Annotated in this window: 14 protein-coding genes; all 14 read left to right on the plus strand. The window is 66.2% G+C overall.

Annotated elements, in window-relative coordinates; translation table 11 throughout:
- Positions 1-6 precede the first annotated feature (6 nt).
- The 14 genes from rsmH (at position 7) to lpxC (ending at position 17,937) form a co-directional block, all read left to right on the plus strand.
- Positions 7-1,104, plus strand: coding sequence for a 16S rRNA (cytosine(1402)-N(4))-methyltransferase RsmH (gene rsmH / locus CLM73_RS03715; protein WP_105237354.1), 1,098 nt, complete (start codon positions 7-9; stop codon positions 1,102-1,104).
- Positions 1,104-1,397, plus strand: a complete 294-nt coding sequence (gene ftsL, locus CLM73_RS03720) for a cell division protein FtsL (protein ID WP_056569320.1) — start codon at positions 1,104-1,106, stop codon at positions 1,395-1,397. The genes rsmH and ftsL overlap by 1 nt, the downstream gene beginning before the upstream one ends.
- Positions 1,394-3,124, plus strand: a complete 1,731-nt coding sequence (locus tag CLM73_RS03725) for a peptidoglycan D,D-transpeptidase FtsI family protein (RefSeq protein ID WP_105237355.1) — start codon at positions 1,394-1,396, stop codon at positions 3,122-3,124. The genes ftsL and CLM73_RS03725 overlap by 4 nt, the downstream gene beginning before the upstream one ends.
- Positions 3,121-5,976, plus strand: a complete 2,856-nt coding sequence (gene murF / locus CLM73_RS03730; protein ID WP_105237356.1) for a bifunctional UDP-N-acetylmuramoyl-L-alanyl-D-glutamate--2,6-diaminopimelate ligase MurE/UDP-N-acetylmuramoyl-tripeptide--D-alanyl-D-alanine ligase MurF — start codon at positions 3,121-3,123, stop codon at positions 5,974-5,976. Before CLM73_RS03725 ends, murF begins: the two co-directional genes overlap by 4 nt.
- Complete coding sequence (mraY, locus tag CLM73_RS03735) at positions 5,966-7,135, plus strand: phospho-N-acetylmuramoyl-pentapeptide-transferase (protein WP_105237357.1); 1,170 nt, start codon at positions 5,966-5,968, stop codon at positions 7,133-7,135. Before murF ends, mraY begins: the two co-directional genes overlap by 11 nt.
- Complete coding sequence (murD, locus tag CLM73_RS03740) at positions 7,132-8,664, plus strand: UDP-N-acetylmuramoyl-L-alanine--D-glutamate ligase (protein ID WP_105237358.1); 1,533 nt, start codon at positions 7,132-7,134, stop codon at positions 8,662-8,664. The genes mraY and murD overlap by 4 nt, the downstream gene beginning before the upstream one ends.
- Before the next feature lie 55 nt (positions 8,665-8,719).
- On the plus strand, positions 8,720-9,913 hold the full coding sequence (ftsW, locus tag CLM73_RS03745; protein ID WP_105237359.1) for a putative lipid II flippase FtsW: 1,194 nt from the start codon (positions 8,720-8,722) through the stop codon (positions 9,911-9,913).
- Positions 9,910-10,986, plus strand: a complete 1,077-nt coding sequence (gene murG, locus CLM73_RS03750; RefSeq protein ID WP_105237360.1) for an undecaprenyldiphospho-muramoylpentapeptide beta-N-acetylglucosaminyltransferase — start codon at positions 9,910-9,912, stop codon at positions 10,984-10,986. Before ftsW ends, murG begins: the two co-directional genes overlap by 4 nt.
- On the plus strand, positions 10,983-12,389 hold the full coding sequence (murC, locus tag CLM73_RS03755) for a UDP-N-acetylmuramate--L-alanine ligase (protein ID WP_105237361.1): 1,407 nt from the start codon (positions 10,983-10,985) through the stop codon (positions 12,387-12,389). Before murG ends, murC begins: the two co-directional genes overlap by 4 nt.
- Positions 12,386-13,336: a D-alanine--D-alanine ligase gene (locus CLM73_RS03760; RefSeq protein ID WP_105237362.1), complete on the plus strand. Its 951-nt coding sequence runs from the start codon at positions 12,386-12,388 to the stop codon at positions 13,334-13,336. Before murC ends, CLM73_RS03760 begins: the two co-directional genes overlap by 4 nt.
- 12 nt (positions 13,337-13,348) lie before the next feature.
- Positions 13,349-14,173 (plus strand): cell division protein FtsQ/DivIB, encoded by an 825-nt coding sequence (locus CLM73_RS03765; RefSeq protein WP_105237363.1) that lies wholly within the window; start codon positions 13,349-13,351, stop codon positions 14,171-14,173.
- Positions 14,174-14,177: 4 nt separating this feature from the next.
- Positions 14,178-15,404: a cell division protein FtsA gene (ftsA, locus tag CLM73_RS03770; protein WP_006217473.1), complete on the plus strand. Its 1,227-nt coding sequence runs from the start codon at positions 14,178-14,180 to the stop codon at positions 15,402-15,404.
- Positions 15,405-15,588: 184 nt separating this feature from the next.
- Positions 15,589-16,773, plus strand: a complete 1,185-nt coding sequence (gene ftsZ / locus CLM73_RS03775; protein ID WP_008160099.1) for a cell division protein FtsZ — start codon at positions 15,589-15,591, stop codon at positions 16,771-16,773.
- Positions 16,774-17,013: 240 nt separating this feature from the next.
- On the plus strand, positions 17,014-17,937 hold the full coding sequence (gene lpxC / locus CLM73_RS03780; RefSeq protein ID WP_056320776.1) for a UDP-3-O-acyl-N-acetylglucosamine deacetylase: 924 nt from the start codon (positions 17,014-17,016) through the stop codon (positions 17,935-17,937).
- Positions 17,938-18,008 lie beyond the last annotated feature (71 nt).

The raw sequence follows: 18,008 nt of genomic DNA on the forward strand, positions 1-18,008 counted from the left end.
AGAGTTATGGAATTCGAACATCGGCCCGTCCTCCTGGCGCCGACGGTGGACGCGCTTTTGCTGCCCGGTTTTGGCGGCAAGGGCGCGGCACGGTCGCAGCCGCAGGATGGGCAGGGTGTGGCTACGCGAATCGAAAGCGGCGTCTTTGTCGACGGCACTTTCGGCCGGGGCGGCCACAGCCGCGAGTTGCTTGGCCGCTTGGGCAAGCAGGCCCGGCTGGTCGTGTTTGACAAGGACCCGCAGGCCATTGCGGTCGCCAACGCGCTGGCGGCCGAGGATGCGCGGGTCACGGTGGTACATGGAGGCTTTGCCACCATGGCCGAAGAATTGGAGCAGCGCGGCATCGGCAAGGTCGATGGCGTGATGCTGGATCTGGGCGTTTCGTCGCCTCAGATCGACGATGCCGAGCGCGGTTTCTCGTTCATGCGAGACGGCCCGCTCGATATGCGGATGGACACCACTCGTGGTCCCACGGTGGCGGATTGGCTGGCGCAAGCCAGTGTGGATGAGATGCGGGAGGTCATAGCGGATTATGGCGAAGAACGGTTTGCTTTTCAGGTTGCAAAGGCGATTGCTGCTCGCCGCGCAACAAGGCCGCTGCGCACCACGCTCGAGCTTGCCGAGTGCGTCGCCAGCGCCGTCCGCACGCGCGAAAAGGGGCAACATCCGGCCACACGCACCTTTCAAGCTTTACGGATTTACATCAATCGGGAACTCGAAGAGCTCGCGCGCACCCTCGCGTCAGCTTTAGACCTGCTTGCCCCGGGGGGGAGGTTGGCGGTGATCAGCTTTCATTCGCTTGAAGACCGCATGGTCAAGCAGTGCATCGCGGCGGCGGCCAGGCCGGCTGCCGCGCATGCACGCCTGCCCCTGCGCGAAAGCGAAATGCCCCAACCCGTTGTGCGCTCCCTCGGCAAGGTCGTGGCCGAGGACGATGAAGTCTCGTCCAACGCCCGCGCCCGTTCCGCCATCCTGCGTGCGGCCGAGCGCACCGAAACGCCGCTGCCTGCCGAAGGCGGCTTTGCGTTTGTGAAGATCGGCTCGCTGCCCGGCAGCGACCTCGCCCCGCCGCCCCGGCGTGGCGGAAAGGGAGGGCGCCGCTGATGGGTCGCGTCAATCTGATCGTTGCGGCTTTGCTGATGCTGTCGGCCATTTCCCTGGTCACCAGCCGGTATCAGTCGCGCCAGCTCTTCGTGGAGCTGGGCCGCGATCAGGCGCATGCGCGCGACCTCGAAACCAACTGGCGCCGCCTGCAACTGGAGCGCGCCGAACTGGCCCGCAATGCGCGGGTCGACGCCATTGCGCGCGACGGTCTGAAGATGATTCCCATCGTGCCTGACCGTACGCTCTATATGAATCAGGCGCCCGTGCCTGCGGCCGCCGGAGGCACGCAATGAAGCGCGTGCCCTTCTTCGACAATCCCGTGCTGCGCGGAAGTTTGCCCACGTGGCGCGCGCGCCTGGTGCTGATTCTGCTGTTTGGCGGATTCACCGTGCTGGCCGGCCGCGCGCTGTTCCTGCAGGGTTTGTCGACGGAGTTCTTGCAGCAGCAGGGCGAGCGCCGCTACGAGCGCACGCTGACGCTGGCTGCCACGCGCGGCAAGATCATGGACCGCAATGGTGCGGTGCTGGCATCGAGTGTGCCGGCGCGCGCCATCTGGGCCATTCCGGAAGACGTGAAGCAGGCCACGCCCGCGCAGCTCGACTCGCTGGCCAAGCTGTTGGACACGCCGGCGGGCGATCTACGCCGCCGCTTCGTCGATGAGGACAAGAACTTCGTGTACCTGAAGCGTCAGGTCTCGATGGATGTGGCCGACAAGATCAAGCAGCTGGGGGTGCCGGGCGTGCACCAGCAGCCCGAAACCCGCCGCTACTACCCGGACGGCGACGTGATGGCCCACGTGGTGGGCTTCAACAGCGTCGAAGATCAGGGGCAGGAAGGCGTTGAGCTGACGTTCAACCAGCAGCTGTCGGGCCGCCCGGGAAGCCGCCGCGTCATCAAGGACCGGCTGGGCCGCGTCATCGAAGACGTGCAGGCCGTCACGTTGCCGGTAGACGGTCGCGACCTGCGCCTGTCCATCGACACGCGTCTGCAGTACCTGGTGTTCAAGGAACTGAAGGACGCCATGGACAAGCACCGCGCCAAGGGGGCGACGGCCGTGGTCGTGGACGTGCACACAGGCGAGATCCTGGCGCTGGCCAACGTGCCGACCTTCGATCCGAACAACCGCGAAACCTTCCATGGCGCCAACCTGCGCAACCAGGCGATCACGGATACGTTCGAGCCGGGCTCCATCATGAAGCCCTTTACCGCCGCGCTGGCGCTGGACCTGGGCCGCATCAGCACGTCGACGCAGTTCGAGACGGGCAACGGCCGGTTCACGTATCAGGGCAGCACGATCAGCGACGTGAGCCGCAACGGCACGCTGGACGTTGCGGGCGTGCTGCGCAAGTCCAGCAACATCGGCATGACGATGATCTCCGAGAAGCTGGAATCCCGCGAAATGTGGGACCGCTTCACCGAATTGGGCCTCGGCCAGGCGCCGCAAGTGGGATTCCCCGGCGCCGCACCGGGCCGTCTGCGCCCGTGGGAACGCTGGCGTCTGATTGAAAAGGCCACTATGGCCTATGGCTACGGCCTGTCCGTGTCGCTGCTGCAAGTGGCGCGCGCCTATACCGTCTTTGCACGTAACGGCGACATGGTGTCGCTGACCCTGGTCAAGCGCGACAGCGATCCGACCAGCGTGAAGATTTACTCGCAAAAGACGACCGCGCTGGTGCGCGCCATGCTGGAGGCCGCCACCGGTCCCGATGGCACGAAGGCCGCCCAGGTGCAGGGTTACCGCGTAGCGGGCAAGAGCGGCACCGCGCGCAAGATCGTGGACGGCAAGTACAGCACGCAACGGTATCGCAGTTCGTATGTGGGCTTTGCGCCGGTGTCGGATCCCAAGATCGTGGTGGCCGTGTCCATCGACGAACCGACGATTGGCGGTTATTACGGCGGCGCAATCGCCGCGCCCGTGTTCTCCCATATCGTGGGGGGGAGCCTGAGGCTGATGGGGGTGCGGCCCGACGCACCGTTTGAATCCACGATTGTTGCTGGTATCAAGGAGCCAGGCAGATGAGCGCCAACGGCTTCCTCTCTTCCCCTGTCGCCACGGTTGCCGAGACCGTGGCGTGGTTGCATGAGCGCGTGTCGTTGACCGCGCATCTCAAGCTGGACTCGCGCGACATCGAGCCGGGCGACGTGTTCGTCGCGTGCCCGGGACTGTCGAGCGACGGCCGTCTCTATATAGATAAGGCGTTGGCGCTGGGCGCCAGCGCGGTGCTGTTCGACGCGCCGGCCACCGATGCCGTGCAAGCCGCGTCGGCCGGCACGCCCATGCTTGCCGTGACGGGCCTGCGCTCGCTGCTGGGCGAACTGGGCGACACCTGGTATGGCCGTCCGTCGGCGGCGCTGGCGGTGGTTGCCGTGACCGGCACCAATGGCAAGACTTCTTCGGTGCAATGGATTGCCCATGCGTTGAGCCGCAACGACAAGGCTTGCGGCACCATCGGCACGCTGGGCGCCGTGCTGCCCGACGGTCAGACGCTGGGCGGCAGCCTGACGACGCCGGATGTGCTGACCGTGCACCGCACGCTGGCCGCGATGCGCGACGCCGGCGCGAAGGCCGTGGCCATGGAGGCCTCGTCGATCGGCATCGAGCAAGGCCGCATGGATGGCGTGCGCGTGGCGCTGGCTGCCTTTACGAATTTGACGCGCGACCATCTGGACTATCACGTCACGATGGAACGCTACGAAGCGGCCAAGGCGCGCCTCTTCCGTTGGCCCGGCCTGGGCGCCGCGGTGATCAATGCCGACGATGAGGCAGGGCGCCGTATGCTGGCCAGCCTGCCGGACGGCGTGACGCCGATGGGCTACAGCCTGAGCGACGATCCCGCGATCCCCGCCGCGATGCGTGCGCGCGATCTGCAGGCCACGTCGCAGGGCCAGATCTTCACGCTGGTGTCGCCGCATGGCGAAGCCCAGATCGTGACGCGCCTGCTGGGCGCGCACAACGTGTCGAACCTGCTGCTGGTGGCGGGCGTGCTGTACAAGCTGGGCCTGCCGTTCGCGCAGATTGCGCGTGAACTGGCGGCGACCGATCCCGTCGATGGCCGTTTGCAGACCGTGGAACCGGCAGTCAGTTTGCCGGCGCATACTGCTCGCGGTCCGTTGGTGGTGGTGGACTACGCTCATACGCCGGACGCGCTGTCCCGCGCGCTGCTGGCGCTGCGTGCCGTTGCCACGGCGCGTTCCGGGCGTCTGGTGTGCCTGTTCGGCTGCGGCGGCGAGCGCGATCCAGGCAAGCGCCCCGTGATGGGCGGCATCGCAGCGGAGCTGGCCGACCACGTCGTGGTGTCCAGCGACAATCCGCGCACCGAGTCGCCCGAGGCGATCGTCGAGCAGATCCTGGCCGGCGTGCCCGAAGCGGCGCATGCCGACGTGCAAGTCGACCGCGCGCGCGCCATCCTGCAGACGATCTGGGCGGCGTCGCCGGAAGACGTGGTGCTGCTGGCGGGCAAGGGTCACGAAACCTATCAGGACATCGGCGGCGAAAAGCTGCCCTTCGACGATCGCGAATGGGCGCGTGTGGCGCTGCTGTTGCAGCAGGCGCCGGGCGTGTCCACCGACACGCGCCGCATCGGCGAAGGCGAGCTGTTCGTCGCGCTGGTGGGCGAAAACTTCGACGCGCACGACTACCTTGATCAGGCAGCCGCGCGCGGCGCGTGCGCGGCGCTCGTCGCGCACCGTGTTGCCGATGCCGGATTGCCGCAGCTTGTCGTGGGCGATACGCGCGTGGCGCTGACGCGCATCGGCGCTGCCTGGCGCGCCCGGTTTACGCTGCCCGTGGTGGCGGTGGCCGGCAGCAACGGCAAGACGACGACCAAGGAAATGATCTCCGCGATGCTCGCCGAATGGCAGGGCGAAGCGGGGCGCCTGGCCACGGCCGGCAATCTGAACAACGACATCGGCGTGCCGCTGACCTTGCTGCGCCTGCGGGCCGGGCATCGTGCCGCCGTGTTCGAGCTGGGCATGAACCATCCCGGTGAAATCGCACAGCTTGCCGCCATTGCCGCGCCGACCGTAGCGCTCGTCACCAATGCGCAGCGCGAGCACCAGGAGTTCATGCACACCGTCGAAGCGGTCGCGCATGAAAATGGCGCCGCGATTGCCGCGCTGCCGGCCGATGGTGTCGCCGTGTATCCGGGCGACGAACCTTACTCTGCCATCTGGGATGCGCTGGCCGCGCCGCGCCGCGTGCTGCGGTTCGGGTTGCAGCCCGGCCTGGACGTCTACGCGGAACAGATCATCGCGGAAGTGGACGCCACGCGTTGCCGCGTTGTGACGCCGGTCGGCGTTGCCGACCTGACGCTGCCGGTGGCGGGATTGCACAACCTGCGCAACGCGTTGGCCGCCATCGCCAGCGCCATTGCCGCGGGGGCGCCGCTCGAAACCGCGGTGCGTGCGCTGGCGGGTTTCAGCCCGGTGGCCGGCCGCATGCAGCACAAGCGAATGAGTGACGGAACGTTGCTCATCGATGACACCTACAATGCCAACCCCGATTCGGTTCGCGCGGCCATCGATGTGCTTGCGCGGATCGGCGGCACGCGCGCCCTGGTGCTGGGCGACATGGGCGAAGTCGGGGACAACGGCCCGGCCATGCACGTCGAGGTGGGCAATTACGCGCGCGAGCATGGGCTCGACGCATTCATCACGCTAGGCGAAGCCAGCCGGGCGGCAGCCGCCGCATTCGGTCCTGGCGCGCACGCCTGCGCATCGGTAGACGAAGTCGTTGCCGCCTTGCGCGGCTTGCGCCCGTCCTGCGTATTGGTAAAAGGATCGCGCTTTATGCGCATGGAGCGGGTAGTGACGGCTTTTTCTTTGAATGACGGTACGGCAGCCGCGGGGCAGGGAGAGCAGCATGCTGCTTGAGATCGCCCGCCTGCTTTCCGACGATGTTCGCGCGCTGGGCGTGTTCGAATACATCACGCTGCGCGCCGTGCTGGCGTGCGCGACGGCGCTGGTGATTGGCCTGGTGGCCGGTCCGCGCGTCATCCGCAAGCTGACCGAAATGAAGATCGGCCAGGCCGTGCGCACCTACGGTCCCGAATCGCACCTGGTCAAGACCGGCACCCCGACCATGGGCGGCGTGCTGATCCTTATCTCCATCGCCATCAGCACCTTGCTGTGGGCGGACTGGACGAACCGCTTCGTGTGGGTCGTTCTGCTGGTCACCTTCGGGTTTGGCTGGATCGGCTGGCGCGACGATTACCGCAAGGTGGTCTATCGCGATCCCGAAGGCATGCCCGCGCGGCAAAAGTTCTTCTGGCAAGCCACCATCGGCATGGTGGCTGCGGTGTATCTGGCGTTCGCGGTGTCCGCTCCCGCCAATACCGAACTCTGGCCCCTGTTCAAGGCCTGGGTGGGCAGCGGTTTCACGATGGCCTTGCCGACGCGCGCCGACCTGATCGTGCCGTTCTTCAAGACGGTGAGCTATCCGCTGGGCGTGCTCGGTTTCGTGGCGCTGACCTGGGCGGTGATCGTCGGCACCAGCAACGCGGTGAACCTGACCGACGGGCTGGATGGCCTGGCCATCATGCCGACCGTGATGGTCGGCAGCGCGCTGGGCATCTTCGCTTACGTGGTCGGCCGCGTGGACTATTCGAAGTACCTGCTGTTTCCGTACATTCCCGGCGCATCGGAATTGATGGTGCTGTGCGCGGCGATCGGGGGCGCGGGGCTCGCATTTTTATGGTTCAACGCGTATCCGGCGCAAGTGTTCATGGGTGACGTCGGCGCGCTCGCGTTGGGCGGTGCGTTGGGCACGATCGCGGTCATCGTGCGCCAGGAAATCGTGCTGTTCATCATGGGCGGCGTGTTCGTCGTCGAGACCTTGTCGGTGATGATCCAGGTGACCTGGTTCAAGTACACGAAGCGACGTTATGGAACAGGTCGACGCATTTTCCGAATGGCCCCGTTGCATCATCACTTTGAAGTGGGCGGCTGGAAGGAAACCCAGGTGGTCGTGCGTTTCTGGATCATCAGCATGATGCTGGTGCTGATTGGCCTCTCTACGCTGAAGTTGCGATGAATATGATGGAAACCTCCCGCGCTGACGCGCCGCTCGTGCTGATCCTCGGATTGGGCGAGACGGGTGTCGCCGCCGCACGCTGGTGCGCCCGACAGGGCGCCCGCTTGCGCGTGGCCGACACGCGCGCGGAACCGGGAGGCCTGGCCGCGCTGCGCGAGTCGCTGGCGCAAAACGAAGTGGAATACCGGCTGGGCTGCGACGAGTCGTTTGCCATCGATCTGCTGGACGGCGTGTCGCAGGTCGTGCTGAGTCCGGGGCTGGCGCCAACGCAGGCGCCCGCCGCCGACGTGCTGCGCGAGGCCGAGGCCCGCGGCATTGAAGTCGTCGGCGAGATCGAATTGTTTGCCCGCGCGCTGGCGGATCTGGCCGTCGACCGCGAATATCGCCCGAAACTGCTCGCCGTGACCGGCACCAACGGCAAGACCACCGTCACCGCGCTGACCCGGCAACTGGTCGACGCCAGCGGTCTGACGGTGATCGCCGCCGGCAACATCAGCCCTGCGGCGCTGTCCGCGCTGATGGACGCGCTGGACACGGACGCGCTGCCGCAGGTGTGGGTGCTTGAACTGTCCAGCTTCCAGCTTGAAACCACCCGCACGCTGATGGCCGACGCGGCTGTCGTGCTGAACGTGACCCAGGATCACCTGGACTGGCACGGCGGCATGCAGGCGTATGCCGATGCCAAGGGACGCCTTCTGAAGATGGCGCGCGTCGCCATCGTCAATCGCGACGATCCGATGACCGTCGATATGGTGTCGTCGCTCAACGCCATGAATGTGCGCAGCTTTGGCCGCGATGTGCCGGAGCTGGTGGGCGACATGGGACTCGAACTGGGACAGGGCGTGGCGTGGCTGACGGCCTGCGAGTCCAATGATTTCGACGAGCCCCCGCCGCCCACGCGGCGCAAGAAGGACGCGCCCGAACCGGTGCGCGCCAAGGGCCGCATGAGTCGGCTCATGCCCGTGGACGCATTGCGCATCCGCGGCATCCACAACGCGCTGAACGCGCTGGCCGCGCTGCAGCTTGCGCGCTGCCTGGATCTGGGTTGGGGCGCCATGCTGCGCGCGCTGCGCGACTACGCGGGCGAGCCGCATCGCGCGGCCTTCGTGCGCACCATCGGCGGCGTCGACTACATCAATGACAGCAAGGGCACCAACGTGGGCGCCACCGTGGCCGCGCTGGAAGGCCTGGGCCAGCCCGTGGTGCTGATCGCCGGCGGCCAGGGCAAGGGCCAGGATTTTTCGCCGCTGATTCCCGTGGTGTCGCGCCATGCGCGCGCGGTGATGCTGATCGGCCTGGATGGCCCGGAGATCGGCCGCGTGCTGGAGCCAACCGGCGTCAAGTGCCTGACGGTCGAGACCCTGCGCGACGCCGTGCGCGGCGCGGCCGAACTGGCGCAGCCGGGCGACGCCGTGCTGTTGTCGCCGGCGTGCGCCAGCCTGGACATGTTCCGCAATTACCCGCATCGCGGGCAGGTATTCGTGGAAGAGGTCGAAGACCTGGCCCGCGACCGTGGGGAGGTGGCATGAACCGCAACGCCGCTTCCTGGGCAAAATCCGTGACGCGTGGCGCCGAGGCCGCACGATGAGCCTGATCGCCGATCTCACCGCCAGCGTCAATGCCGTACGGCCCGGCCGTACCCGCATGCGCAACTTCGACTTGCCGCTCGTGATTGCGGCGTCGACGTTGCTGCTGCTCGGCCTGCTGATGGTGTATTCGGCGTCGATCGCGCTGGCCGACGGCCCGCGCTATGCGTCCTATGGCCGCTATTACTTCGTGATCCGCCACGGCCTCTTCGTGAGCGCGGGGCTGCTTGGCGCCGCCGTGGTGCTGGCGATCCCCATCCGGGTCTGGCAACGCCTGGCCGTGCCGCTTTTCGTGGTGACGATGGTGTTGCTGGTGGCGGTGCTGATTCCCGGCATCGGCCGCGAAGTCAACGGCGCTCACCGCTGGATCCCGCTGGGTCCGCTGAATTTCCAGCCATCCGAACTGATGAAGCTTGCCGCCTTGCTGTACGCGGCTGACTACACGGTTCGCAAGCAGGAGCACATGCAGGCATTTGCCCGCGGCTTCCTGCCGATGGCGTTCGCGCTGGCCGGCGTTGGCATGCTGCTGCTGCTTGAACCCGATCTGGGCGCGTTCATGGTGATCGTGGCCATCGCCATCGGCATCCTGTTCCTGGGCGGCATCAACGGCAAGTATTTCAGCAGCCTGCTCGCCGTGCTGGTGGGCACGTTCCTGATGCTGATCTGGCTGTCGCCTTGGCGCCGTGCGCGTCTATTCGCCTACCTGGATCCCTGGAACGAAGACAACGCCTACGGCAGCGCCTATCAGCTGTCGCACTCGCTGATCGCGCTGGGCCGCGGCGAATGGTTCGGCGTGGGCCTGGGCGCCAGCGTCGAGAAACTGCATTACCTGCCCGAGGCGCACACCGACTTCCTGATGGCGGTGGTGGGCGAGGAACTGGGCTTTGCCGGCGTCATGTTGGTGATCACGTTGTTTGCGATCATCGTCTATCGCGGTTTCGACATCGGCCGTCAGGCCATCGCCATGGAACGCACGTTCGCCGGTCTGGTCGCGCACGGCGTGGCCATGTGGTTCGGCGTGCAGTCGTTCATCAACATGGGCGTGTGCCTGGGCCTGCTGCCCACCAAGGGCCTGACGCTGCCGCTGATGAGCTACGGCGGTTCGGGCGTGGTGATGAACCTGTGCGCGCTGGCGATGCTGATCCGGGTCGACGTGGAAAACCGCATCATGATGCGCGGAGGACGGGTATGACCGCCGCCCGCACCATTCTCATCATGGCCGGCGGCACCGGCGGCCACATCATGCCAGGCCTCGCCGTGGCCGATGTGCTGCGCGAACGCGGCTGGCGCGTGCTGTGGCTGGGCAATCCCGACAAAATGGAAGGCCGCCTCGTGCCGCCGCGCGGCATCGAACTGGTGCCGCTGCGCTTCCAGGGCGTGCGCGGCAAGGGCGCGTCCGCGCTGCTCAAGCTGCCTTTCCTCTTGCTGCGCGCGTTCGCGCAAGCGTGGTCGCGGCTGTCCGACGTGCGTCCAGATGTGGTGCTGGGCATGGGCGGCTACGTGGCGTTCCCGGGCGGCGTGATTGCCGCGCTGCGCGGCACGCCGCTCGTCGTGCACGAACAGAATGCCGTCGCCGGCACCGCCAACAAATGCCTGGCGAAGATGTCGCGCCGCGTGCTGAGCGGATTCCCCGGCGTGCTGCCCAAGGGCGAAGCCATGGGCAATCCGGTGCGCGCCGACCTGTGCGCCTTGCCGGACCCCGCCGAACGCTATGCCGGCCGCAGCGGCCCGCTGCGCGTGCTGGTGGTGGGCGGCAGCCTGGGGGCGCAAGCCTTGAATACCACCGTGCCGCAGGCGCTTGCGCGTCTGCCGATCGGCCACCGGCCGACGGTCGTTCACCAGGCCGGTGAACAACATTTGCCGGCGCTGCAGCAGGCGTACGCCCAGGCGGGTGTGCAAGCCGATTGCCGCGCCTTCATCGACGACATGGCGGGCGCCATGGCCGACGCCGATCTGCTGATCTGCCGCGCGGGCGCCATGACGGTGTCCGAAGTGGCGGCCGCCGGCGTCGCGGCGCTGTTCGTGCCGTTCCCCCACGCCATCGATGACCACCAGACCGCCAACGCGCGCTTCCTGAGCGATGCGCAGGCCGCCTGGCTGCAGCCGCAGACCGCCATGACGCCCGAGTGGCTGGCGGATTGGCTGAGCCAGCGCACCCGACAAGAACTCGAGGCTGTCGCCGTCCGTGCCCGCGCGCATGCGCGTCCCGACGCGGCCGCCCATATCGCCGACGTCTGTGAACAAGCAGCGGGGCGTTCATCATGAAACACAGAATTCAACATATCCATTTTGTAGGCATCGGCGGTTCGGGCATGAGCGGCATTGCCGAAGTGCTGCTGAACCTGGGCTACGACATCAGCGGTTCCGACCTGAACGAGTCGGCGGTGACGCGCCGCCTGGCCGCGCTGGGCGTGAAGATCGCGATCGGCCATGCCGCCAGCAACGTCACGGGCGCCAGCGCCATCGTCACGTCCACGGCGGTGGCGGGGGACAACCCCGAAGTGATCGCGGCGCGCTCGGCGCGCATCCCGGTGGTGCCGCGCGCCATTATGCTGGCCGAGCTCATGCGCTTGAAGCGCGGCATCGCCGTGGCCGGCACGCACGGCAAGACCACCACGACCAGCCTGGTCGCCAGCGTGCTGGCGGCGGGCGACCTGGATCCCACGTTCGTGATCGGCGGCCGGCTGAATTCGGCGGGCGCCAATGCGCGGCTGGGGCAGGGCGATTACATCGTGGTCGAGGCCGACGAGTCGGACGCCTCGTTCCTGAACCTGCTGCCCGTGATGGCCATCGTGACCAATATCGATGCCGATCACATGGACACCTACGGGCACGACGTGGCGCGGCTCAAGAGCGCGTTCATCGAATTCACGCAGCGCCTGCCGTTCTATGGCAGCGTCGTGCTGTGCTCGGACGACGCGAACGTGCGCGAGATCATGCCGTTCGTGTCGCGTCCCATCACGACCTACGGCCTGAACGAGGACGCGCAGGTGCGGGCGTATGAAGTGCGGCCGGACGGCACGCGCATGCGCTTTAACGTGCAGCGCACCCATCGTGACACGCTGCTGCCGCCGCTGAACGTCGAATTGAATCTGCCGGGCCTGCACAACGTGCGCAACGCGCTGGCCGCGATTGCCGTGGCAACCGAACTGGGCGTGTCCGACGCCGCCATCTGCGAGGCGCTGTCGTCCTTCAAGGGCGTGGGCCGCCGCTTCACCCAGACGGGCGAGTTCCCGGTGCCGGCCAACCATGGCGGCGGCACCTTCACGGTGATCGACGACTACGGCCACCATCCGGTCGAAATGTCGGCAACGCTGGCTGCGGCGCGCGGCGCCTGGCCCGACCGCCGCATCGTGCTGGCCTTCCAGCCGCACCGCTACACGCGGACGCGGGATTGCTTCGAGGACTTCGTGCGCGTCTTGGGCACCGCCGACGCGGTGCTGCTGACCGAGGTCTACGCCGCGGGCGAGCCGCCGCTGGTCGCAGCCGACGGACGCGCGCTCTCGCGGGCACTGCGCGTGGCCGGCAAGGTCGAGCCGGTGTTCGTGGAAGACGTGGCGGAACTGCCGCAGACCGTTGTGGATTTCGTGCGCGATGGCGACGTCGTCATCGTGATGGGGGCGGGTTCGATCAGCAAGGTCCCGGCCCAGGTGGGAGAGCTGGCATGAGCAAGCAATTCGGCAAGGTGGGTGTGTTGTACGGCGGCCGGTCCGCCGAACGTGAAGTCTCGCTCATGTCCGGCAAGGGCGTGCACGAGGCGCTGACCAGCGCCGGCGTGGACGCGCACCTGTTCGACACCGGCGAGCGCAGTCTTGCCGAACTGGCTGATCAAGCCTTTGATCGCGTATTCATCGCACTGCACGGCCGTTACGGAGAAGACGGCACCCTGCAGGGCGCGCTGGAACTGTTGGGCATCCCTTACACCGGCAGCGGCCCGATGGCCTCGGCGCTGGCCATGGACAAGACCATGACCAAGCGCATCTGGCTGCAGCATGGCCTGCCCACGCCCGACTTTGAAGTGCTGGACGCCGATACCGAACTGCGCCTGGTCCCCGACCGTCTGCAACTGCCGCTGATCATCAAGCCGCCGCATGAAGGCTCGACCGTGGGCATCACCAAGGTCGTCGGTTACTCCGACATGAAGGAAGCCTACGCCGCAGCCGCGCAGTACGACAGCGAGGTCCTGGCCGAGCAGTTCATCACCGGGCGCGAACTGACCGTGGCCGTGCTGGGCTCGGGCAAGGCGGCGCGCGCGCTACCCGTGATCGAGATCGCGGCGCCGGGCGGCAACTACGACTACGAACACAAGTATTTCTCCGACGACACGCAGTATTTCTGCCCGGCCGCCTTGCCTGCGGACGTTGCTGAAGAAGTCGCGCGGATTGCCGTCAAGGCGTATCAGACGCTGGGCTGCGAAGGCTGGGGCCGCGCGGATTTCATCCTCGATGCCGACAACCGGCCCTGGCTGCTTGAAATGAATACTTCGCCCGGCATGACCGGCCACTCCCTGGTGCCCATGGCCGCAAAGGCCGTGGGGATCAGCTATGCAGAATTGTGCGTGGCCATCCTGTCCGAGGCCTCGTGCAAGGTGCACGGCCACGCCCGCAACGCTTGACCTGGATAATCCGTGTGGAACGACGCTCGTACTACCAACCTGATCGCCAACACGCTCGCCGTGCTGGCGGTTGCCGCCATGCTCATCGCGGGCGTGGTGTGGGTAGCGCAACGTCCGTATTTCACGCTGTCGGCGATCGAGCTGGAATCGATGCCGGACACAGAGCTGCACTACGTGTCGACGGGCGCCGTACGCTCGGCGATCGCGGGCCGCGTGAAGGGCAACTTCTTCACGGTGGACCTGGACGACGCGCGCGAGATCTTCGAATCGGTGCCGTGGGTCCGGCATGCCACCGTGCGGCGGATCTGGCCGAACGTGCTGCGCGTGCGCATCGAGGAACAGCAGCCCCTGGCGCTGTGGAACGAGAACCAGATGATCAACACCTGGGGCGAGGCGTTCACGGCCAACACGGGCGAGGTGGACGACGACACGGTGCTGCCGCAGTTCTCCGGGCCGGACGGCACGGAAGCGCTGGTCGTACAGCGCTACGCCGAGCTGGCGCGCTGGTTCGCGCCGCTGGACATGCATGTGGAACAGTTGGAACTGAGCCCGCGCTACGCCTGGCGCGTCGTGCTTTCCAACGGCATGCTGCTGGACCTTGGCCGGGATCCGGGCGCCGATGCGCCGGACCCGCACGGCCTGCCCGGCGCCTTGCCGTTCGCGGCTCGTATTCAACGCTTTGTGCAGGCGTGGCCCACCGTGGCGGGGCGCCTGGAAGGGCGCACCATCACGCAGGCCGACCTGCGCTATCCGAATGGTTTCGCCCTGGCGCTGGCTCCGTTGCCCGCGTCGGAAACCAAATCCAAATCCACACCGAAACCTCCCAAGAAACGCTAACGCCATGACCCGTGACATCAAGGACCTTATCGTCGCCCTCGATATCGGCACCAGCAAGGTGGTGGCTGTGGTGGCTGAAATCCTGCCTGAAGGCCGCTTCGAGGTGCTAGGCCTGGGCCAGCACGAATCGCGCGGCATGCGCAAGGGCGTGGTCGTCAATATCGAGACCACTGTGAATTCCATCCAGCGCGCGCTTGAAGAAGCCGAGCTGATGGCAGATTGCAAGATTCGAGACGTCTACACCGGCATCGCCGGCAGCCATATCCGCAGCTTCAATTCCAGCGGCATGGTCGCCGTGAAGGACAAGGAAGTCACCGCCACCGACGTCGCCCGCGTCATCGAGACCGCGAAGGCGGTGAACATCCCGACCGACCAGCAGGTGCTGCACGTGCTGACGCAGGAGTTCATCGTCGACGGCCAGGAAGACATCCGCGAACCCATCGGGATGAGCGGCCTGCGCCTGGAAGTGCGCGTGCACATCGTGACGGGCGCGGTCAGCGCCGCGCAGAACATCGTCAAGTGCGTGCGCCGCTGCGGCCTCGAAGTGCAGGACCTGATTCTGCAGCCGCTCGCCTCCAGCCTTGCCGTGCTGACGGCCGACGAAAAGGAACTGGGCGTCGTGCTCGTCGACATCGGCGGCGGCACGACCGACGTTGCCATCTTCACCGGTGGCGCAATCCGCCACACCGCCGTGCTGCCCATCGCCGGCGATCAGATCACCAACGACATCGCGGCGATGCTGCGCACGCCCACGCCCGATGCCGAAGAAATCAAGCTGCGCTACGGCGTCGCCAAGCAGGTGCTGGCCAGCCCGGACGAGTCCGTGGAAGTGCCGGGCCTGGGCGACCGCGGCCCGCGCCAGGTCAAGCGCCAGGCGCTGGGCGCGGTGATCGAACCGCGCGTGGAAGAACTATTCACGCTGGTGCAACAGGTGGTGCGCGATTCCGGCTACGAGGACCTGCTGGCTTCCGGCGTGGTCCTGACCGGCGGATCCGCGCAGCTGCCCGGCATGATCGAACTGGCCGAGGACGTGTTCCTCAAGCCGGTTCGCGTGGCGGTGCCCGAGTACGAAGGCAGCCTTGCCGACGTGATGCGCAATCCGCGCTTCTCGACGGTGATGGGGCTGCTGCAGGAAGCGCGCATGCAGCGTGTGCGTGGCCGCAAGGTGGCTGCGCAGACGGGCAACTTCAAGAGCCTGCTTGCGCGCATGAAGGAGTGGTTCATGAATTAAAGGGTGCAGGTTGGGGCCTGCTCCTTGGTGCGAACCGCGGCTGTCTAGCGGGGAGCGCCAGAAAGAGGAGGCGTCTCAAACCCGTGGCGGGCCTATGTAGCCGGCGTCGGCTTTGAGGCGATTCACAAATAGGTTGTTGGGGAATTTTTGTGATTTGCAAAATCGGACTTGTGAGGGAGTCATCATGATGAACTTTGAGATGCTTGAGAACAACACCAAAGGGACCGTAATCAAGGTCGTTGGTGTGGGCGGTGCGGGCGGCAATGCCGTGGCGCACATGATTCGCAGCGGTGTGCACGGCGTGGATTTCATCTGCGCCAATACCGATGCGCAAGCGCTGGCGGCAACCAATGCGCCGGTGCAGATCCGTCTGGGCCGTACCGGTCTGGGCGCGGGCGCCAAGCCCGAGCAGGGACGCGCGTCGGCGGAAACCGCGCGCGAGGAAATCCGTGCGGCGCTGAACGGCGCACACATGGTCTTCATCACCGCGGGCATGGGCGGCGGCACCGGTACCGGTGCAGGTCCGGTCGTGGCCGAAGTGGCGAAGGAGCTGGGCATTCTGACCGTGGGCGTGGTCACCAAGCCTTTCACCTTTGAAGGCAACAAGCGCCTGAAGATGGCCGAGGACGGTATCTCGGAACTGGCCAAGCACGTGCATTCGCTCATCGTGGTGCTCAACGAGAACCTCTATGAACTGATGGACGAGGACGCGACGCAGGAAGACTGCTTCCGTTCGGCCGACGACATCCTGCACAACGCGTGCGCAGGTATCGCCGAAATCATCAACGTCGAAGGTAACGTCAACGTCGACTTCGAAGACGTCAAGACGATCATGGGCGAGCAGGGCCAGGCCATGATGGGCACGGCGTCGGCATCGGGCGCGGATCGCGCACGCGTTGCCGCCGAGCACGCCATTGCTTGCCCGCTGCTGGAAGGCGTGGATCTGAACGGCGCGCGTGGCGTGCTGGTCAACATCACCGCCAGCCGCTCGCTGAAGATGCGCGAAACGCGCGAAATCATGGAAACGATCCGCAGCTACGCTTCGGACGACGCGACCGTGATCTTCGGCACCGCCTACGACGAGTCCATGGGCGAAAACCTGCGTGTCACGGTGGTTGCAACCGGCCTTGGCCGTGCGCAAGCCCGTCCGCAACTGGTGCAGACCACCGCTGAAGTGCTGCGCACCGGCACCGACAACATGCCCATGGGCACGATGCCGGCCGGTCAAGGCGGTGATTACCGCAACCTGGACATGCCGTCTGTCATGCGCAATCCGCGCAGCCAGGCGTCGGCCCAGGTGCGCGCGCTGGAAAGCTCGGGAATGGATCATTTCGACATCCCGGCCTTCCTGCGTAAGCAGGCGGACTGAACCTAGAGCCGATCAACGGCTCTAACTGCACTCCCTCATCTCCGGCTCGCCTGTCCCCACGGGCGAGCCGGAGGCAGAGCGGTCCGTGTTTCCCTTGCACGTTAAATAAGGGACGGAGGTTTCGGTCGGTCTGAGCGCCAGTTTGAATGGCGGCAAGGATCGGACAGCGTTACAATACTTCGGTTACGCCGGCAATCCGTACTTATCTTGCCGGCTTCCGGGTTCAAAATTCCAAGTCTCATGTTCCGACAGCGCAGCATCCAGAATCTCGTCCGCACGACAGGCGTCGGCGTCCACTCAGGACGGCGGGTAGAGCTCACCCTGCGTCCGGCACAGCCCAATACCGGTATCGTCTTTCACCGTGTGGATCTGCCGCAGGTTGTTGACCTGCCCGCGCAAGCCACGGGCGTGGGCGATACCCGCATGGCGTCGGTGCTGCAGCAGGGCAATGTTCGCGTGTCGACCGTGGAACATCTCATGTCGGCATTGGCCGGCCTGGGTATCGACAACCTGCACGTCGACCTCACTGCCGAAGAAGTCCCCATCATGGACGGCAGCGCGGCGACGTTTGTTTATCTTTTGCGCTCGGCGGGCATCGTCGAGCAGAACGCGCCCAAGCAATTCATCCGTGTCTTGAAGCCGGTGGAAGTGCGTGAAGGCGAAGGCCGCAACGAGAAATGGGCCCGGCTCGAACCCCACGAAGGGTACGCGCTGGCCTTCTCGATCGACTTCCGCCACCCCGCCATCGACTCCACGGCGAATTTTGCAGAAATCGATTTCGCCACGCATTCGTACGTGCGCGAGATCGCGCGGGCGCGCACCTTTGGTTTCGTGAATGAAGTCGAGGCCCTGCGGTCGATGGGCCTGGCCCGTGGCGGCAGCCTGGATAACGCCATCGTCATGGACGAGTACCGCGTGCTGAACAGCGACGGGCTGCGTTACGACGATGAATTCGTCAAACACAAGATCCTGGACGCCATCGGCGACCTGTATCTGCTGGGCAAACCGCTGGTGGCGCGCTATGTGGCGTGCAAGTCGGGTCACGGCCTGAACAACCAGCTCGCCCGCGCGCTGCTCGAGCAGCGCGACGCCTGGGAAATCGTCACGTACGAATCGCAGGCAGAAGCGCCCCAGGCGTTTCGCCATGAATGGAAGCTGGCCTGAGCCAGGCTTTCCACTGAACCCGCGCACGGGGCCTGACCCCGATCCCGCGCGGGTTTCGATTTAGATCCCTG

This window comes from Achromobacter spanius, from assembly GCF_002966795.1.
GTDB lineage: Bacteria > Pseudomonadota > Gammaproteobacteria > Burkholderiales > Burkholderiaceae_B > Achromobacter > Achromobacter spanius_D.

What these genes read in the sequence shown, in the direction of transcription:
- rsmH (WP_105237354.1), top strand. Translation starts at nt 7, where the DNA reads ATGGAATTCGAACATCGGCCCGTCCTCCTGGCGCCGACGGTGGACGCG.
- ftsL (WP_056569320.1), top strand. Translation starts at nt 1,104, where the DNA reads ATGGGTCGCGTCAATCTGATCGTTGCGGCTTTGCTGATGCTGTCGGCC.
- CLM73_RS03725 (WP_105237355.1), top strand. Translation starts at nt 1,394, where the DNA reads ATGAAGCGCGTGCCCTTCTTCGACAATCCCGTGCTGCGCGGAAGTTTG.
- murF (WP_105237356.1), top strand. Translation starts at nt 3,121, where the DNA reads ATGAGCGCCAACGGCTTCCTCTCTTCCCCTGTCGCCACGGTTGCCGAG.
- mraY (WP_105237357.1), top strand. Translation starts at nt 5,966, where the DNA reads ATGCTGCTTGAGATCGCCCGCCTGCTTTCCGACGATGTTCGCGCGCTG.
- murD (WP_105237358.1), top strand. Translation starts at nt 7,132, where the DNA reads ATGAATATGATGGAAACCTCCCGCGCTGACGCGCCGCTCGTGCTGATC.
- ftsW (WP_105237359.1), top strand. Translation starts at nt 8,720, where the DNA reads ATGAGCCTGATCGCCGATCTCACCGCCAGCGTCAATGCCGTACGGCCC.
- murG (WP_105237360.1), top strand. Translation starts at nt 9,910, where the DNA reads ATGACCGCCGCCCGCACCATTCTCATCATGGCCGGCGGCACCGGCGGC.
- murC (WP_105237361.1), top strand. Translation starts at nt 10,983, where the DNA reads ATGAAACACAGAATTCAACATATCCATTTTGTAGGCATCGGCGGTTCG.
- CLM73_RS03760 (WP_105237362.1), top strand. Translation starts at nt 12,386, where the DNA reads ATGAGCAAGCAATTCGGCAAGGTGGGTGTGTTGTACGGCGGCCGGTCC.
- ftsA (WP_006217473.1), top strand. Translation starts at nt 14,178, where the DNA reads ATGACCCGTGACATCAAGGACCTTATCGTCGCCCTCGATATCGGCACC.
- ftsZ (WP_008160099.1), top strand. Translation starts at nt 15,589, where the DNA reads ATGATGAACTTTGAGATGCTTGAGAACAACACCAAAGGGACCGTAATC.
- lpxC (WP_056320776.1), top strand. Translation starts at nt 17,014, where the DNA reads ATGTTCCGACAGCGCAGCATCCAGAATCTCGTCCGCACGACAGGCGTC.